The organism is Plantactinospora sonchi (genome assembly GCF_036422035.1).
In the GTDB taxonomy this organism is placed as follows: Bacteria; Actinomycetota; Actinomycetes; order Mycobacteriales; family Micromonosporaceae; genus Plantactinospora; species Plantactinospora sonchi.
Genome location: NZ_JAZGQK010000011.1, coordinates 87,045 through 103,558 on the forward strand (window position 1 = coordinate 87,045; position 16,514 = coordinate 103,558).

Sequence of the window (16,514 nt, forward strand, 5' to 3'; positions counted from 1 at the left end):
CCGACCGGCACCGGACGCGGCGGTACCCGTACGCCCCGGCGCGGCACCGTGCCGGCGACTTGGTTCGCGGCGGCCCGGCGGAGGTCACTACGCTTGCTCTTCATGAGTCACGTTCTCGCGGCGGTCGCCTGGCCCTACGCCAACGGCCCGCGCCACATCGGCCACGTCTCCGGCTTCGGGGTTCCCTCCGACGTGTTCAGCCGGTACATGCGGATGGCCGGGCACGACGTACTCATGGTCTCCGGCACCGACGAGCACGGCACCCCGATCCAGGTGCAGGCCGACAAGGAGGGGGTCACCCCCCGGGAACTGGCCGACCGCTACAACCGGGTGATCGTCGAGGACCTGCACGGGCTGGGGCTCTCCTACGACCTCTTCACCCGCACCACCACCCGCAACCACTACGCGGTGGTGCAGGAACTCTTCGAGGCGCTGCACGCCAACGGCTACATCGTGCCCAAGGTCACCATGGGCGCGATCTCCCCGTCGACCGGCCGGACCCTGCCCGACCGCTACATCGAGGGCACCTGCCCGATCTGCGGGTACGAGCACGCCCGGGGCGACCAGTGCGACAACTGCGGCAACCAGCTCGACCCGGTCGACCTGGTCAACCCCCGGTCGAAGATCAACGGTGAGACGCCACGCTTCGTGGAGACCGAGCACTTCTTCCTCGACCTGCCCGCCTTCGCCCAGGCGCTCGGGAAGTGGCTGGACAGCCGCGAGGGTTGGCGACCGAACGTGCTGCGCTTCTCGAAGAACCTGCTCGACGACCTCCAACCCCGGGCCATCACCCGGGACCTGGAGTGGGGCGTACCGATTCCGCTGGAGGGCTGGCGGGACCGCTCCGACAAGCGGATCTACGTCTGGTTCGACGCCGTGATCGGCTACCTCTCCGCCTCCATCGAGTGGGCCCGGCGCTCCGGCGACCCGGAGGCGTGGCGGCGCTGGTGGTCGGCGGACGCCCAGGGCAAGGACTCCCGCGGCTACTACTTCATGGGCAAGGACAACATCGTCTTCCACTCGGTGATCTGGCCGGCCCTGCTGCTCGGCTACGACGGCGAGGGCGACCGGGGCGGCGAGCCCGGCGACCTGGGCCGGCTCAACCTGCCGACCGAGGTGGTCTCCAGCGAGTTCCTGACCATGGAGGGCAAGAAGTTCTCCTCCTCCCGCCAGGTCGTGATCTACGTCCGGGACTTCCTGGAGCGGTACGACGCCGACGCGCTGCGCTACTTCATCGCGGTCGCCGGCCCGGAGAGCAACGACACCGACTTCACCTGGTCGGAGTTCCTCCGCCGCAACAACGACGAACTGGTCGCCGGCTGGGGCAATCTGGTCAACCGGTCGATCTCGATGGCCGCGAAGAACTTCGGCGCCATCCCGCCGATCGACCCGGCCGGGCTCACCGAGGCGGACGAGGCACTGCTCGCCACCGCGAAGGCGGCCTTCGCCACGGTCGGTGGGCTGATCGAGAAGCACCGGCAGAAGCAGGCGATCGGTGAGGCGATGAAGGTGGTCGCCGAGGCCAACCGCTACCTGTCCGACCAGGCGCCGTGGAAGCTGAAGAGCGACGACGAGAAGCCCCGGATGGGAACCATCCTGCACGTCGCGCTCCAGGTGGTCAGCGACGCCAACACGCTGCTCACCCCGTTCCTCCCGCACTCCGCGCAGAAGATCCACGAACTGCTCGGCGGAGTGGGCGTACACGCGCCGATGCCGTCGATCGTGCAGGTCGATGATCTGGACGGCGGGCCGGCGTACCCGGTGCTGACCGGTGACTACACCGTCGGTGCCCGGTGGGAGTCGGTGCCGGTCGAGGCCGGCCGGGCACTCGCCGCCCCGAAGCCGGTCTTCCGCAAGCTCGACCCGTCCATCGTGGACGAGGAGCTCGCCCGACTCGGCGACTGACCGGCCCCATAGCGTGCCGCCCTCCGGGCCAGGGGGGCGGTACGCCGACAGGCAGATGAGAGATCGCGGTGTGACGGAGTGTGTGCGCTGCGTGGTATAACCCTTGAGGCAGTTTCACCTGCGCTCGGGGGGGGACAGATGGTGGACGCGACCGAACCGGGCTGGCGGCCCGAGTACCGCGGCCCTGATCCCAGTCTCGGCAACGTCGGCTCGGGCAAGATCTTCGGTGCCAACCTCTACGACCTCTACCGCGCCGGCCGTAACCTGCTGCCCGAACTCGCCAGGAACTACGCCGAACAGACCACCCGGATACACGGGATCACCGGGCCGATGCAGTCGCAGTTCAACCTGCCCGGACGAGGGCCCACTGCGGCCCACCGGAGCCTGCTGGAGTTGCGCGACGAGGTGCACGAGGTGTTGCGGCAGACCTCGCTGCGGATGGCGGAGGTCGGTGCGGCGCTGGTCCTGACAGCCGAGCGGTACACGGCCACGGACGAGGCGGCGGTCAGGGAATTCACCAGGCTCCTGGGCGGCGACGACGCCTCCGACTACCAGCGTCCCGCCCTCGACCCGCCGAATCCTCCCGCCATCGGCGATCCGCCGCCGGTCGATCCGACCCGCCGCGCGGGCCTCGGCATCTGACCCGGCGCCAAGGAGAGCAACGATGGCCTACGGCTCCATACCCTTCAACCACTACCTGCTCGAGAAGAACCTCACAGACATCGGCACCTATCTGACCGAACTGCGCTACATCGACCAGGTCGTCACCTACCTGGACAGTGTGGCGAGCAGCCTGTGGGAGGTGATCCGCGAGGGATTGGGCAGCGCCGGGACCAGCGGTCATTCCGACATCGTCGTGGACTTCACCGGGACGGCCCCGTTCCGACGGGCCTGGAGGTTACCGGAGGGCGGCGGCCCGGGTCTGTCCTGGCGGGACCAGAACGAGGACGAGGCCTGGCAGCAGATCAGGAAGTACGAGGTGGAGGCCCGGGAATGGGCAGGTGCCAACCTGACGACGATCAGGGAGATGGTCACTCCCATGCTCCATCCCGCCGGATCCGTCTATCTCGACGACATGATCTGGCCGGTACGGGACGCGCTGCACCGGCTGGAAGACCACGTCCCGAATGACTTCGGCAAGCTGACGTACAGCCTCGGCGACTGGAAGGGCGACGCTGCACAGGAGTTCGCCGCCAACTTCTACCACCCGTTCCAGCACACGCTGGAAAGTCATCGGCGGATGCTCTCCGCGTTCGCCGGCAGCCTGGCCAGCGCCCGTGCGATCGTCGAGGCCACCCAGCAGAGTCTGATGAACGTGGTGCACCACACCCGCGAGGCGCTCCTGGAGCAGTTGAGGCTCCGGTCCCAGCACGCCGCCGCGGACAGCGAGAAGTCGGTCAAGAACGTCCTGGTTCTTGCCTCGGCGGTCGTCCCCGTCTTCACCTCGGACAACCGCTGGGAAGTGGGACTCGAGCTGGCCGGTGCCGCTGCCGCTCTTGGGGAGGCGGCCATGAAGGAACATGTGTTGACCGGAAGCACCGCCGAGGAGCTGCTACTTGCGCTGACCGGGGCGCTTACGGTTATCGAGAATCACTCGGGTGATCAGTATGTCGCCCTCGACAGGGAAGTGCAGAACGTCCTCGCCCGGATGAAGTCCATCCTCCACAGGCCGGACGGCGAGGACGGGCAGTTGGTGCCGTCCCGGCCCCGGCTGGTCGATGGCACGGACAGCAGCGACTTCTATATGCCGGCAGCCCGATGAACAAGACCATCGACATGCGCCCGCCCATGCAACGGTGCTCTCCGATACTCCGACGGTGGGCGGCGCTCGCCGCGGTGACCGTCTTCCTGCTCGCGGGCTGCGATCCCGAGCCGGACCCGACCAGGACTCCCGAGCCGAGCCTGACATATGGACAGGTGGATGCGGCTCTTTGCGAGCGTCTGAAGGCGAACCAGGTTGCCACCCGCTTCGGTCTCAAGCCGCGCCCCTCGTACCACCCGACGGGCCGATTCGGCACTGCACTGAATCACACTCACCTCAGTTGTGAATTCTGGGTCTACGACGACGGCGACCGCTTCCGGACCCCGATTGGGGAGTTCGACCCTGAGGGGACGATCCGGCTCCGGACGTACCCCGATCATGAGACGGCCGAGAAGGGCCACGAGTCGGCGGTGCACACACTGAGGAGTTCCGAGAAGTCCCGGCAGGGGGTGTCGACTCAGTCGGTCGGCGGTTGGTGGGACGAGGGGCTCTACTCCCAACTGGTAATGCCGATCGACCCGGAGCTCTACCCGCGTCTCAAGGGCCTCGACGCCGCGCGGGTCGGGGTGGTCTACGAACTCCGGCACGCCAACCTCCTCGTCACCACCCGCCTGAACACGCAGGCGGCCACTCCGGAGATCGAGGCGGTCCTCGCCCTTCTCCGTGACCTCGCGAACGCCCTCACCAACGAGGCGGTCTCCCACCTGGTCAAAACCGGCCCGGACTGACCCGGCCCGGCCTGGCGGGGTCAGAGCGGGTACGGGACGTCGAGCAGGCGGTCGTCGGTGACCTCGGCGGACGGGGCCCACGCCTCGTAGACGCCACGCTCGTAGCACTGGGCGCCGAGGGTGGCGATGTTGTCCGGGTCGGGACGGCACAACCGGATCCGCAGCCAGCCGGACTCCTCGTGCAGCACCAGGCAGCGGGCACCCCGCCAGGTGACGTACCGGGCCCGGCGGAGCAGTGTCTCCACCGGGTATCGGGCCGCCCGGGTCATTGCCAGCACCCGGAACTCCCCGGGCGGGTCGGCCACCGCCTCGTGCTCCTGCCCCCGGTAGCCGCCGATCAGCACGGTGGACCGGACCGCCTCGGCGGTGGAGACGTACTCCTGGTCGGGTGACACGCCCGGCACCCCGGCCAGCAGGTGACGCCAGCGGGGGCCGGCCATCCGCAGCCAGCCGCGCTGCTCCGGCTGGTACGTGTAGAGCACCACCTCGTCCCCGTCCGAGGTGTGCGCGAGCAGGGCCGCGTTCGCCGGCAGTGGCAGGTCGGCGAAGTCCCGGGTGACGAACTCGGGGATGAGGTGCCGACCGCTCGGGGCGAAGCCGGTGCCGAGCACCGGCGGGCCGATCCGGTCGTGCGACGGGATCCGGGACAGGCCCTGGTGCTCCGTACCGACCGGCGCCAGGTAGTCGATCGGGTCGATCGCCCGCCAACGCAGCAGGTAGGCGACATCCGGGACGGCCCGGCCGGCTTCGCCGTCGGTACGCAGCAGCGTCTGGTGGGTCGGGGTCCGCAGGTGGGCCACGTCGTACTCGCGGTAGCAGAAGCCGTACGGCAGCCAGCCGCGGAGCAGGAAACCGGCGAGTTGGTGCGCCGACAGCGCCTTGACCATCTGGGTGCCGCGTCGGACCAGTGCCGAGTCGCGTACCGCCGTCAGCACCGGGTGCGCCACGGCGGCCGGGGACTGGCTCAGTTCGTGGATTCCGGCCCAGGACAGTTCCCGGTTCAGCGGTGCGGTCAGCGGGCTGTCCGGGTCGGGTGCCGTGCCGGGCGGCCGGCTGACCTCGCTGGCGTGCACGAACCGGTGGTACGGGTACCGGGCGGTGGGGCGCAGGTCGCGGACGAACCCGTCGGCCGGCTCCGTGTTGAACAGCTCGTACGCTGCCCCACGGGCGAGTTCCTCGGCCGGGTGGAGCACACCGGCGAACCGTACGCGTAACCCGGCCGGTGCCTCCGGCACCTGACTGGCCTGCGGCGACACGCTCATCGCGCCGACGGTAGGGGCACGGCGTACCGGATTGGTGAACGGTGGGTTACCGACCGACGCTGTCGGCCGGCTCCGGGGGGAAACTGCCGGTTCGGGCGGCCGGTGGTCGCCGCTTCGGGCTGGTGGCATCGGCCGGTTCGCCGATGTGTGATGCTGGCAGCGATGACTGAGCCAACCGAGTCCCGCCGGCAGCGGGCGGCCCGGCGGGCGGGGGAGTTTCCGCCGGTCCCGGAGCCGCTGCCCCAGCCGGTGATCGACAGCCACACCCACCTGGACATCACCCTTGCCGAGGCGGCCGCAGCACCGTGGGCGGAGCGGCCCGGCGACCCGGTGGCCGCGGCCGTCGCGGTCGCCGCCGAGGTCGGCGTGGACCGGCTGGTCCAGGTCGGGGTCGACGTCGACTCGTCGCGGTGGGGTGCCGAGCTGGCCCGGCGGCAGCCGGCGGTGCTGGCCACGGTGGCGCTGCACCCCAACGAGGCTCCTCGACTCGCCGACCTCGACGAGGCGTTGCGGGAGATCGAGGCCCTCGCCGCCGAGGAACGGGTACGCGGCGTCGGCGAGACCGGGATGGACTTCTTCCGTACCGGTGACGAGGGCCGGGCCGCCCAGGAGGCCAGCTTCCGCGCGCACATCGCCATCGCGAAGCGGTACGGCAAGCCGTTGATGATCCACGACCGGGACGCCCACGCCGACGTGCTGCGGGTCCTCGACGACGAGGGTGCTCCGGAGACGGTGGTGCTGCACTGCTTCTCCGGCGACGCCGAGTTCGCCGCCGAGTGCGTCCGACGCGGCTACGTGCTGAGTTTCGCCGGCACGGTCAGCTTCGGCAACGCCGCCGCGCTGCGCGAGGCGGCCCGGGTGACGCCGCTCGACCAGATGCTGGTGGAGACCGACGCCCCCTACCTGACCCCGATGCCGCACCGGGGCCGGCCGAACGCGTCGTACCTGATCCCGTTGACCGTCCGGTCGCTGGCCGAGACGACCGGCGCGGACCTGGCCGAACTCTGCGCGGCGATCTCCGCCACCGGCGACCGGGTCTTCGGCCCCTGGTAACCGCCGGGCGTTGTCGCCGCCCTGGCCGGCTCGACGGCCTCGCCCTACCGCGCCGGCTCGGCGGGCCTCGCCTCACGGCGCCGGGTCGGGCTGGGTCGGCGGGTCGCCGGCGGCCGCCCGGTAGCGGTCGGCGAGTTCGCGCAGCAGGGTCCGGAGCTCGGGTGGGTCCAGCACCTCGAATCCGACGCCCAGACCGGTGAGGAATCCGACCAGGTTCGGCAGGGAGTTGCTGCCGGTCTCCAGGAGGCAGGACTCCCCGTCGACCGGGTGCAGCAGGCCGGCCGCCGGTGGCACACGGTCGGCGACGGCCTCGGCGGAGGCGTGCAGGCGGACCCGGGCCGGATGCCGCCAGGCCAGCGAGCCGGTGCCGCGTACGACGTGACGGGCGGCGTCCTCCGGCGGCTCCCGAGGGATGAAACGTGGCCCGCTCGGCAGCCGCGGACGGATGCGGTCGGCCCGGAACGTGCGCCAGTCCTCACGGTCGCGGTCCCAGCCGAGCAGGTACCAGCGGTGACCGGTGTAGACGAGCCGGTGCGGCTCCACCCGACGGGTACCGGATCCGCCGTCATGCCCCTGGTAGTCGAAGCGCAACTGCTGATGGTCACGGCATGCGGCGGCGATGGTGGTGAGCGTCGAGGCGTCCACGGTGGGGCCGCCGCCCGCCGCCGAGACCGTGGCCTGCCGGAGGACGTCGAGCCGGTGCCGGAGCCGGGCCGGCAGGGTTTGCTCGAGTTTGGTCAGTGCCCGCAACGAGGTCTCCTCGATCCCGGTGACCGTGCCGGCCGCCGCCGCGCGTAGGCCCACCGCCACCGCCATCACCTCGTCGTCGTCGAGCAGCAGCGGCGGCATCGCGGTACCGGCCGCGAGCCGGTAGCCGCCGGTGATGCCGGTGCTGGAATGCACGTGGTAGCCGAGCAGCCGCAGCCGTTCGACGTCGTTGCGCACCGTCCGGGTGGTGACGCCCAGTTGCCTCGCGAGGTCTGCGCCGGACCAGTCGCGCCGGACCTGGAGCAGCGACAGGAGCCGGAGCAGCCGGACCGAGGTCTCCAACATTGCGCCATTCTGGCAGCCATTGCGGAACCGTACGTTCCACAAGTGTCGATAGCGTGGCCACAGAACCTGAGAACAGGGCCCCGACGACAGGGGCCCGGCAACAGGGAGGAGCGCATCGTGAGCCTGCGAGGATTCAGCACGATCAACTACTGGGCGGACGACGTGCCGGCGGCGGTGGAGTGGTACGCCGAGTTCCTCGGCACGCAGCCGTACTTCAGCCGACCGGGGCCCGACGGACGCCCGGCGTACGTCGAGTTCCGGATCGGCGACCACCAGGCCGAACTCGGCATCGTCGACCGTCGGTGGGCGCCGTCCGGCGTCCCGACCGAACCGGGCGGGGCCGTCATGTACTGGCACGTCGACGACCTCGACGCCACGGTGGCGCGGCTGCTGTCGATGGGCGCCGAGGAGTACCAGCCGATCACGACACACGGCGAGGGTTTTGTCACCGCATCCGTGGTCGACCCGTTCGGCAACGTGCTGGGTATCATGTACAACCGCCACTACCTCGACGTCCTCGCGTCAGAGGCGGCCTGACGTGTAGTTGTCGGACTTTCCCGACGGCGTCGCGTGGGGGTCCTGGCTGGCGACGGTCAGGGGGCCGGCCGGCTCTTCCGGGTGGCGCGGCCGTTGCCGCTCGGTCCGCCGACCGGGCCGGTCGGCGCGGCCCCGGCCCTCTCGCCGCTCCCACCGGTCCCGTCATGCTCGGCGGCGAGCCGCCGGGCCGCCCAGGGTGTGATCACGAAGCCCCGCTTGACGGTCAGCAACTGCACCCCGGCGGTCCAGGCCTGGATGCCGTCGATGCCGCCGAGGGTCTTGGTGGTGAACTCGAAGACGTCGGCGTGGGTCGGCAGGATCACCTCGCACATCAGTGACTCCTGGCCGAGGGTGGCGGCGACGTAGCGCACCCCGCGCAGCGCGGCCAGTTCGCGGGCCACCGCGTCGAGCCGGGACGGCGCCACCGAGAGCCAGAAGAGGATCTCCGCCTCGAAGCCGAGCGCCGCCGCCGGGACCAGCGTGATCACCTGTACGCAGCCGGCGTGGTACAGCGCCTCGAACCGGCGCCGGACGGTGCTCTCGCTGACCCCGAGCCCTCCCGCGACGGCCTGGAAGCTGGCCCGCCCGTCCTCGCGCAGCGCCGCGATGATCCGTTCGTCCAGCTCGTCGAGGTGCGCGGGAGGGCAGTCGTGCACCGGGGGCGGAGCGACCAGCTGACTCTCGGAGCCGAGCAGGTGCCGGCTCCACTCGTGGGTCGACTTGTAGGTGTGCAGCTCCAGGTCGGCGACGCTGCTCTCGATGCCGGGGATCCTCTGCAGCCCGTTGAGCAGCACGCTGTGCAGGCTGGTCCCCTTCGGTACCAGCACCTCGGCGACCAGGTCGTAGACCCCGGTGACCACGGCCACGAAGCGGATCTCCGGCATCGCGGCCAGCGCCTGTGCGGCGGGGAGCTGACTCCCCGCCGCACAACGGATCCGGACGATCAGCAGGTCGGCCGGGCCGCCACCGGGATGCGGGGCGGCGGCCACCTTGACCAGCCCGTCGGCCAGCAGCTGCTGCGCCCGGCGGGCCACTGTCGTCACCGAGGTGCCGGTGAGCTGGGCGATGTCCGTCCAGCTCGCCCGGCCGTTGACCTGGAGAGCGGCGACGATGCGTCGGTCGATGGGATCGAGGTCGTACATCTCGACCGGCATCATGCCCTGAGTGCCGGTACGCCGGCCAGGAACTCGCGCACGACCCGCTGGAACAGCTCCGCCTCCTCGGTCTGCGGCGAGTGTCCGGAGTGCTCGAAGACCACCAGTCGGGAGTTCGGAATCAGCTCGGCGATCGTCTCACTGCACGGCACCGGGGTGATCCAGTCATGTCGGCCCACGGTGACCAGGGTCGGGCAGGAGATGCCGGGCAGCAAAGGCTTGATGTCGTAGTTCGGCTGGTTGACGGCAAAGGCGAAGTTGTGCGTGGCGTACCGGTAGGGGGTCTGTTCGACCCGCCGCCGGACCTTCTCCCAGTCCAGGTCGTGGTCGTAGAGCGGCAGGATCTCGGCCCAGCAGTCCCGCAGGTCGGCGTCGTCGCGTACCTGGCCGGACATGATCCGGTCCAGTTTGACCCGGTCGATCTCCACCCGCGCCGAGGCGAGGGCGTTGCGGATCGCCAGGTCCTGGTTGCTGTTGTCGGCGGCGGTGTCCCGCAGCACCAGTGCCGCGACCCGGTCGGGATAGCGGATCGCGTACTCCATGGAGATGAAGCCGCCGTACGAGCCGCCGGCCATCACGATCCGCTCGGCGCCGGCCCACTCGCGCAGACCGTCCACGTCGGCCGCCCACTGCTCGTGGGTGAACGGCTCGTTGCCCTCACTGATCCCGGAACCCCGGGCGTCGAAGACCACCACCCGGTACTCGTCGGCGAAGGCGCCGAACGAGGCGCGCGGCTCGGCCATCGAGCCCAGTCCCGGCGCGCCGTGATGGACGATCATCGTGGGCTTTCCCGGCGCGTCGCCGAGCACCTCCACGTTGAGCCGGTTGCCGTTGATCTCCACGAACATGCTCAGACTCCGATCACGATGTCGGTCAGGTCCCGGGGGAAGGCGGTGAGCCGGTGCGGTCCGTCCGCGGTCACCAGCACGGTGTCCGAGATCCGGTAGCCGGCGTGCCCGGGCACGTACACTCCGGGCTCGCTGGAGAGCACCATGCCCGGCTCCAGCACGGTGTCGTCGCCGTCGGCGACCCACGGCGGCTCGTGGAAGCCGAGGCCGATCCCGTGCCCCTGCCGGTGCCGCAGGTACCCGCCGAGACCGGCCGCCCGGATCACGTCCAGGCAGGCCCGGTTGGCGTCCACGCACCGGGTACCCGGGCGCAGTGCCTCGGTCCCGACCTGCTGGGCCTCCCGGACCACCTGGTAGTAACGGCGCTGCTCGGGGGTCGGCTCGCCGAGCAGGAAGGTCCGCTCGCTCTCCACGAACCGGCCGCCGACGGCACAGCCGAGCGACAACATGAACGGTTCACCGATCCGCAGCCGGTCCCCACCGGGCAGCCGGTGCGGCTGGGCGGAGTTCGGGCCGCCGTACACCAGGCCGCCGGTGAGCATCGGGACCACCACGACGTCGTCGTGCTCGGCGTACATCGTCGCCGCGCCGTACCGCGTGACGTGGCCGGCCAGTTCCGTCTCGGTGGGCGGTTCGGTGCCGTCGGCGAGTGCCGAGGCGACCAGCCGGACCCCCTCGGCCAGCATCAGGTCGGCGATCCGAGCCGCCTCGGTGTGCAGGACGATCTCCTCCGGCGTCTTGCGCAACCGCAGCTCACCGACGATGCCGCTGACCGTCCACCCGGTACCGGGGAAGGCCGTGCCGAGCGCGGCGACCCGACCGACCGAGGTGGAGGCCGCGTGACCGGCCCGGACCGGCAGCACCGGCAGCGCGTCGGCGAGCACCTGCCACGGGCTCCGCTCGCCCGGGAACTCCGGATACACCACCAGTTGGGCGGCGGCCCGCTGGTCGGCGGCGTACTCCCGCTCCAGGTCGGGGACGAGCAGCAGCACCGGGCCGTCGGCCGGCAGGTACGCGGCCACCGGACGCTCGTTCGGGAAGTGGAAGAACCCGGTCAGGTACGCCACGTCGAGCGGATCGTCGAGCAGCAGGGCGTCCAACCCGGCCGCGTCGAGCTCGACGCGGACCCGGTCCAGCAGGGCGGGAAAGAAGGAGGGCGGCAGTCGCACCGGCGTGGTCACCTCGTCCGGGGGTTGCGGGCGTCGTTGTACGCCACGGCGAGCAGGGTGGTGGCCACCACCAGCAGCAGGATGGCCAGGGAGGGGAAGAGCGTCGTCCACCAGGCGGTGGCCAGTGACCCGGACCGCTGCGCCTGGTGCAGGATCGTCCCCCACGACCAGCTGTTCGGGTCGCCGAGGCCGAGGAACGACAGGCCGGCCTCGGAGAGCACCGCCCGGGAGGTGGTCAGCACCACCGAGACGGCGACCACCGGGGCGACCCCAGGCAGTACGTGCTTGCGGATCACCCACAGGTGGGACCCGCCGATCACGTGCGCCGCGGAGACGTACGGCATCGGCACCACGGCAAGTCCCTGGGAGCGGACCACCCGGGCCACCTCGGGCCAGCTGAACACCGCGATCACCACCACGAGGGTGGGTACGCTCGGCCCGGCCAGCGCGGCGACCAGGATCATCAGCGGCAGCACCGGCAGCGACAGCGAGACGTCGACGATGATGCCGAGCAGCAGGTCGGCGGGACGGAAGTACGCGGCGAGCACGCCGACCAGCACGCCGATCACGATCGCCAGCAGGCTGGCCGCCAACCCGACCACGATGCTGACCCGGGTTCCCCAGATCACCTGGGCGAAGACGTCCCGACCCAGGTCGTCGGTACCGAACCAGTGCCCGGCGCCGGGGCCGGCGAGCACCTCCTCGCCGTACCCGGAGGGGTAGTCGGCGATCAGCGGCGCGGCGAGCGCGACCACGCCGAGCAGTACCAGGATCGCGGCGCTGACCATGCCGAGCGGGTTGCGCCGGAACGCCTGCCAGGTCTGCCGGCCGACGGACTCCGACGGCGGCAGCGCGATGGTGGCCGTCGGGGTCGTACCGGCGGCCTCGGGCGGAATCACAGTCGTCATGGCGTCTCCTCGCTGCGCTCGGCGTCGCCATGACCTGGCTGACTGAGCTGGCTGATGACCTCGCTCCGCTCGGTCATGGCGTCTCCTCGCTGCGCTCGGCGTCGCCATGACCTGGCTGACTGAGCTGGCTGATGACCTCGCTCCGCTCGGTCATGACGTCCGCACCCTCGGGTCGAGCAGTCCGTAGGCGAGGTCGGTGAGCAGGTTGGCGGCGATGACGGCGAAGGCGAGCATCAGGAACGCGCCCTGCAGCACCGGGAAGTCGAGCTGGCCGACCGCCTCGAAGATGGCCCGACCCACCCCCGGGTACGCGTAGATCGACTCGGTGAGCACCGCCCCACCGACCAGGAACCCGAGTTGCAGCCCGACCAGTGTGGTGGTCGGCAGCAGCGCGTTGCGCAACGCGTGTCGCCAGACCACCTTCCGGTTCGGCAGTCCCTTGGCCCGGGCCAGCGTGCAGTAGTCCTCGCCGAGGGCGTCGATCAGCGTGCTGCGCAGGGTCAGCACGTACGAGCCGAGCTGCACCAGCACCAGGGAGAGGCAGGGCAGGATCAGGTGCAGGGCGATGCTGCCGTACGCGGCCAACCCGTACACGTCGTCGTCCATCGCCCCGCCGATCGGCAGCAGGCCGAGCTGGACGCCGAAGACGTACAGCAGGAGGACGCCGACGCTGGGGATGAAGAGGGACTGGCCGGTGATGCCGCCGACCTGGATCAGCCGGTCCAGGAAGCCCTTGGCCCGGGTGGCGGCGACCACGCCGAGCGGGATGCCGAGCGCGACGGTGACCACCAACGCGCTGCCGGCCAGCAGCAGGGTCCAGGGCAGACGTTCCAGCAGGATGTCGCGGACCGGCTGGTTCTGCCGGAACGACACCCCGAGGTTGCCGTGTACGAGCTGCACCAGGTACTCCCAGTACTGCACCGCCAGCGGTCGGTCCAGTCCGTAGTCGTGCAGCAGTTCGGCACGCAGCTCCTCGGTCATCCCGGGGTCGGCGACGGCCAGCGCCGGGTCCCCGGGCAGGAGCCGGAGCAGGAAGAACGTCACCGTCACCGCGAACCACATGGTCAGCAGACCGCGGAGCAGTCGACGTACGACGAACCGTGCGCCAGCGGGCATGAATAACTCCCTCCGGGAGTGAAAGGAAGGGCCCCTTCCTATCGGTTCCGGTTGTAGAAGGGGCCCTTCCTAACAGGTCAGTCGGCCGTGGCCTGGGCCAGCGAGACGGGGTTGACGATGGAGAGCAGTTCACTCGGCTGGACCAGGAAGTTGGACCACTTCGCCGAGTGCGCGATGGTGAACTCCTCGACGTAGAGCACGTTGTCGTACACCTTGTCGGAGATGATCTTCGCGGCCTGCTGGATCGGGGCCTTCTGGCCGGCCTGGTCGAGCTGTGACCGGGCCTGGTCGATCAGCCGGTCCAGTTCGGGGTCGCAGGCGTTGGCGTAGTTGATGAAGCCGTCGCACTTGAACGCCAGGGCCAGGTTCGCCGGCGGGTTCTCCATGATCGCCCAGGAGCCGGCGTAGATGTCGTAGTCCCGGGCGGTGTACTTCTCCACGTACGTGTTCCGCTCCAGGCCCTCCAGCTTGATCTCGATCCCGGCCTCCTTGCTGGAGTCCCGGACCAGCTGCGCCCACTTGGAGATGTTCGGGTCCGCCTGGTCGTAGATCATCCGCAGGCTGAGCCCGTCGAAGAGCCCGTCACCGTTGCCATCCTTGAAGCCCGCCCCGGTGAGCAGTTGCTTCGCCTTCGCCGGGTCGTGTGTGTACTCCTTGGCGGTCGGGTCCTGCCACTGCTTCAGGGTCGGGGTGAGCACCGAGGAGTTCGACGAGACGGCCTTGCCCTGCAGGGCCACCCGGCGGATCGACTCGTAGTCGACGGCGGCGGCCAGCGCCTGGCGCACCTCGAGCCTGTCCAGCGGCTTGCGCTTGGTGTTGTACTGCATGTGCGCCCAGCCCAGCGAGGGCACGCTGACCAGCTTGATCTTGCTGTCGCCCTCCAGGGTCTTGGCCAGCGGCGGCGGCAGGGCGTTCGCGATCAGGTCGACGTCACCGTTGCGCAACGCGAGGGCCTCGGTGTTGACGTCCGGGAAGACCCGGAAGACGACCTCCTTGGTCTTCGGCCCGCCCGGCACCAGCGGGAAGTTCTCCACCCGCTGCAGGACGTACCGCTGGCCACGCTCGACGGTGGTCAGCTTGTACGGCCCGGCCGACACCCAGTCCTTGTCGTTGGCGAACTTCTGCACGCTGCCGACCTTGCTGAAGACGTGCTCCGGCACGACCGGCATCCAGAAGCCGACGTTCTCCAGGAAGGTGCCGTCCGGCTGGGAGAGCTGGAACTCGATCTCCGTCGGGGAGAGCACGGTGGCCTTCTGGTACGACGCGATCAGCCCGGCGACCACGCCGATCTTCTCCTTGGCGACCGCGTCGATGGTGAACGCGACGTCGTCGGCGGTCACCTTCTCCCCGTCACTCCAGGTGAGGTCGTCCCGCAGGGTCACCTTCGCCTTGCGCCCGCCGTCGGCGTACTCCCACTTCGTGGCGAGGTACGGCTGGCGTACGCCGTCCATCCCCATGCTCATCAGCCGGGGGTACATCAGGTTGGTCACCCAGGTGTCGGTACGGCTGTTGCCGACCAGCGGGTTGTAGTTGAGCACGTCGGCGGTGGTGCCGATGGTGATCCGGTCAGCGGAGCCACCGCCGTCACCCGACTTGCCGTCGGGGTTGCTGGGGGCGCAGGCGGTCGCCGCCAGCCCTATCGAGAGCGTGCCCACCGCCACGGCGAGGGCGCGCCGAAATGTACGCATCAGTGCCAGACCTCCTCAAGGACGCGCAGAATGTTGCCCCCCAGGACCTTGGTGATCTCGTCGTCCGAGTAGTCGTGGCTGACCAGCCAGGAGACGATGTTCCAGTAGCACTCGGCCGGGTTCTCCAGCCCGTCGACGTACGGCACCCGAGGGTGGTCGACGTGTCCGTGCGCCTCGGCGATGGACAGGTGCGCGGCGAACGTGTCGTGCAGGCCGACGTGGTCGCCGAAGAGGGTGTCCGGCCCGAACGCCACGTGGTCGATGCCGACCAGTTCGACGCAGTGGACGAAGTGGTCCATCACCGATTCGAGGTTGTGCCGGGGGTGTGCCGGCGAGAGGGTGGTGTGCGGTGCGGCCTCCAGGCCGATCACGCCGCCGCGTTCCGCGCAGGCCCGGATCACCTCGTCGGGCTTCATCCGGTTGGTCGGCCAGACGGTCCGGGACCCGGCGTGGGTGATGAAGATCGGCTTCGTGGAGGCGGCGATGACGTCCAGCGAGGTCCGGTCGCCGGAGTGCGAGACGTCGATCGCGACGCCGAGCTTGTTCATCCGGCGTACGGCCTTCTCGCCGAAGTACGTCAGGCCGCCGTCCGAGCGCTCCTTGAGCCCGCTGCCCAGGGTGTTCGCCTCGCTGTAGGCGATGCCCATCTGCCGGACGCCGAAGCCGTAGAGCATGTCGAGCCGGTCCAGCTCGTTCTCGATCATGGTGGCCGCCTCGGTCGCCACCACCAGACCCATCCGACCGGTCTCGTGCGCGTGGTGGATGTCGGCCAGCCGCTCGACCTTGACGAGGTAGTCCTGGTGGGCGAGGTCCGACAGTCGCATGCCGATGTCGGCGATGACGTCGGTCCACTTCCAGCCCATCTGGCTGGTCACGCAACAGGTGCCGTCCATCATGTTGTCGAAGACCGCGGTCATGCCGGAGCGGGCCAGCCCGGCGTACCCGGTGTGGTGCCGCGCGGTCCGGTTGTAGTCCACGGTCTCCCGGATGTTCTCCGGGAAGACCGACGGGTGGTCGTGCAGCGAGATCACGATGTGGTCGGTGAGCAGCCGGTTGACCCGGTCCCGCTGGGGGTCCGTCAGCGAGAGGCCCTGGTACGCGGGCACCCGGCCGAGTTCAGGGGCGAGCTTGAACTCCCGGTAGTCGGTGCCTGGCTCCAGGTAGCTGTAGGACGTGTATCCGGTGTAGCCGGTGGCCGGGTCGAGCACGCCGGTGCCTCCTTCGGTTCGGTTCCCGGGGCGGGGGTGCGCGGCGAATTCCGGCACGGGCTCGGCTCCGGGTGTGGATTGTCGGCGATGTGGGTGCAGAGATTGCCAGGATCAGGCGCAGCG

At 70.1% G+C, this 16,514-nt stretch carries 15 protein-coding genes; 6 read left to right on the top strand and 9 right to left on the bottom strand.

The window, feature by feature from the left end:
• Positions 1–102: 102 nt before the first annotated feature.
• The 4 genes from metG to V1633_RS13580 all read left to right on the top strand — a co-directional run bounded on the left by metG (position 103) and on the right by V1633_RS13580 (position 4,395).
• A complete protein-coding gene (metG, locus tag V1633_RS13565; RefSeq protein ID WP_331214633.1) occupies positions 103–1,905 on the top strand; it encodes a methionine--tRNA ligase in 1,803 nt (600 codons plus the stop codon).
• 138 nt (positions 1,906–2,043) lie between these two features.
• Positions 2,044–2,547 carry a hypothetical protein gene (locus V1633_RS13570; protein WP_331214634.1) on the top strand — a complete coding sequence of 168 codons (504 nt, stop codon included), beginning with the start codon at positions 2,044–2,046 and terminating at the stop codon, positions 2,545–2,547.
• A gap of 22 nt (positions 2,548–2,569) precedes the next feature.
• Positions 2,570–3,667, top strand: coding sequence for a hypothetical protein (locus tag V1633_RS13575; protein WP_331214635.1), 1,098 nt, complete (start codon positions 2,570–2,572; stop codon positions 3,665–3,667).
• Entirely contained in the window at positions 3,664–4,395 is a 732-nt protein-coding gene (locus V1633_RS13580) for a hypothetical protein (protein WP_331214636.1), read from the top strand. Before V1633_RS13575 ends, V1633_RS13580 begins: the two co-directional genes overlap by 4 nt.
• 20 nt (positions 4,396–4,415) lie before the next feature.
• Here the strand turns inward: V1633_RS13580 and V1633_RS13585 are convergent, their stop codons facing one another.
• On the bottom strand, positions 4,416–5,657 hold the full coding sequence (locus tag V1633_RS13585; RefSeq protein WP_331214637.1) for a hypothetical protein: 1,242 nt from the start codon (positions 5,655–5,657) through the stop codon (positions 4,416–4,418).
• A 150-nt stretch (positions 5,658–5,807) separates the two neighbouring features.
• Here V1633_RS13585 and V1633_RS13590 point away from each other — a divergent pair, with 150 nt between their 5' ends.
• Positions 5,808–6,710 (top strand): TatD family hydrolase, encoded by a 903-nt coding sequence (locus V1633_RS13590; RefSeq protein WP_331214638.1) that lies wholly within the window; start codon positions 5,808–5,810, stop codon positions 6,708–6,710.
• A gap of 72 nt (positions 6,711–6,782) precedes the next feature.
• On the opposite strand, the gene V1633_RS13595 is transcribed toward V1633_RS13590, so the two are convergent.
• Entirely contained in the window at positions 6,783–7,763 is a 981-nt protein-coding gene (locus V1633_RS13595; protein ID WP_331214639.1) for a helix-turn-helix transcriptional regulator, read from the bottom strand.
• Positions 7,764–7,880: 117 nt separating this feature from the next.
• On the opposite strand from V1633_RS13595, the gene V1633_RS13600 reads away from it, so the two are divergent.
• Positions 7,881–8,300, top strand: coding sequence for a VOC family protein (locus V1633_RS13600; protein ID WP_331214640.1), 420 nt, complete (start codon positions 7,881–7,883; stop codon positions 8,298–8,300).
• Between the two features lie 56 nt (positions 8,301–8,356).
• Here the strand turns inward: V1633_RS13600 and V1633_RS13605 are convergent, their stop codons facing one another.
• The 7 genes from V1633_RS13605 to V1633_RS13635 form a co-directional block, all read right to left on the bottom strand.
• The gene (locus V1633_RS13605; RefSeq protein ID WP_331214641.1) at positions 8,357–9,457 is read right to left on the bottom strand and encodes an Lrp/AsnC family transcriptional regulator; all 1,101 of its coding nucleotides are present in this window, start codon (positions 9,455–9,457) and stop codon (positions 8,357–8,359) included.
• Positions 9,454–10,302 carry an alpha/beta fold hydrolase gene (locus V1633_RS13610; protein WP_331214642.1) on the bottom strand — a complete coding sequence of 283 codons (849 nt, stop codon included), beginning with the start codon at positions 10,300–10,302 and terminating at the stop codon, positions 9,454–9,456. The genes V1633_RS13605 and V1633_RS13610 overlap by 4 nt, the downstream gene beginning before the upstream one ends.
• Before the next feature lie 2 nt (positions 10,303–10,304).
• A complete protein-coding gene (locus V1633_RS13615; protein ID WP_331214643.1) occupies positions 10,305–11,471 on the bottom strand; it encodes a M24 family metallopeptidase in 1,167 nt (388 codons plus the stop codon).
• 8 nt (positions 11,472–11,479) lie between these two features.
• Positions 11,480–12,379: an ABC transporter permease gene (locus V1633_RS13620; RefSeq protein WP_331214644.1), complete on the bottom strand. Its 900-nt coding sequence runs from the start codon at positions 12,377–12,379 to the stop codon at positions 11,480–11,482.
• 150 nt (positions 12,380–12,529) lie between these two features.
• The gene (locus V1633_RS13625) at positions 12,530–13,495 is read right to left on the bottom strand and encodes an ABC transporter permease (RefSeq protein WP_331214645.1); all 966 of its coding nucleotides are present in this window, start codon (positions 13,493–13,495) and stop codon (positions 12,530–12,532) included.
• Positions 13,496–13,572: 77 nt separating this feature from the next.
• Complete coding sequence (locus V1633_RS13630; RefSeq protein WP_331214646.1) at positions 13,573–15,183, bottom strand: ABC transporter substrate-binding protein; 1,611 nt, start codon at positions 15,181–15,183, stop codon at positions 13,573–13,575.
• Complete coding sequence (locus tag V1633_RS13635; protein WP_331214647.1) at positions 15,183–16,391, bottom strand: dipeptidase; 1,209 nt, start codon at positions 16,389–16,391, stop codon at positions 15,183–15,185. Before V1633_RS13635 ends, V1633_RS13630 begins: the two co-directional genes overlap by 1 nt.
• Positions 16,392–16,514 lie beyond the last annotated feature (123 nt).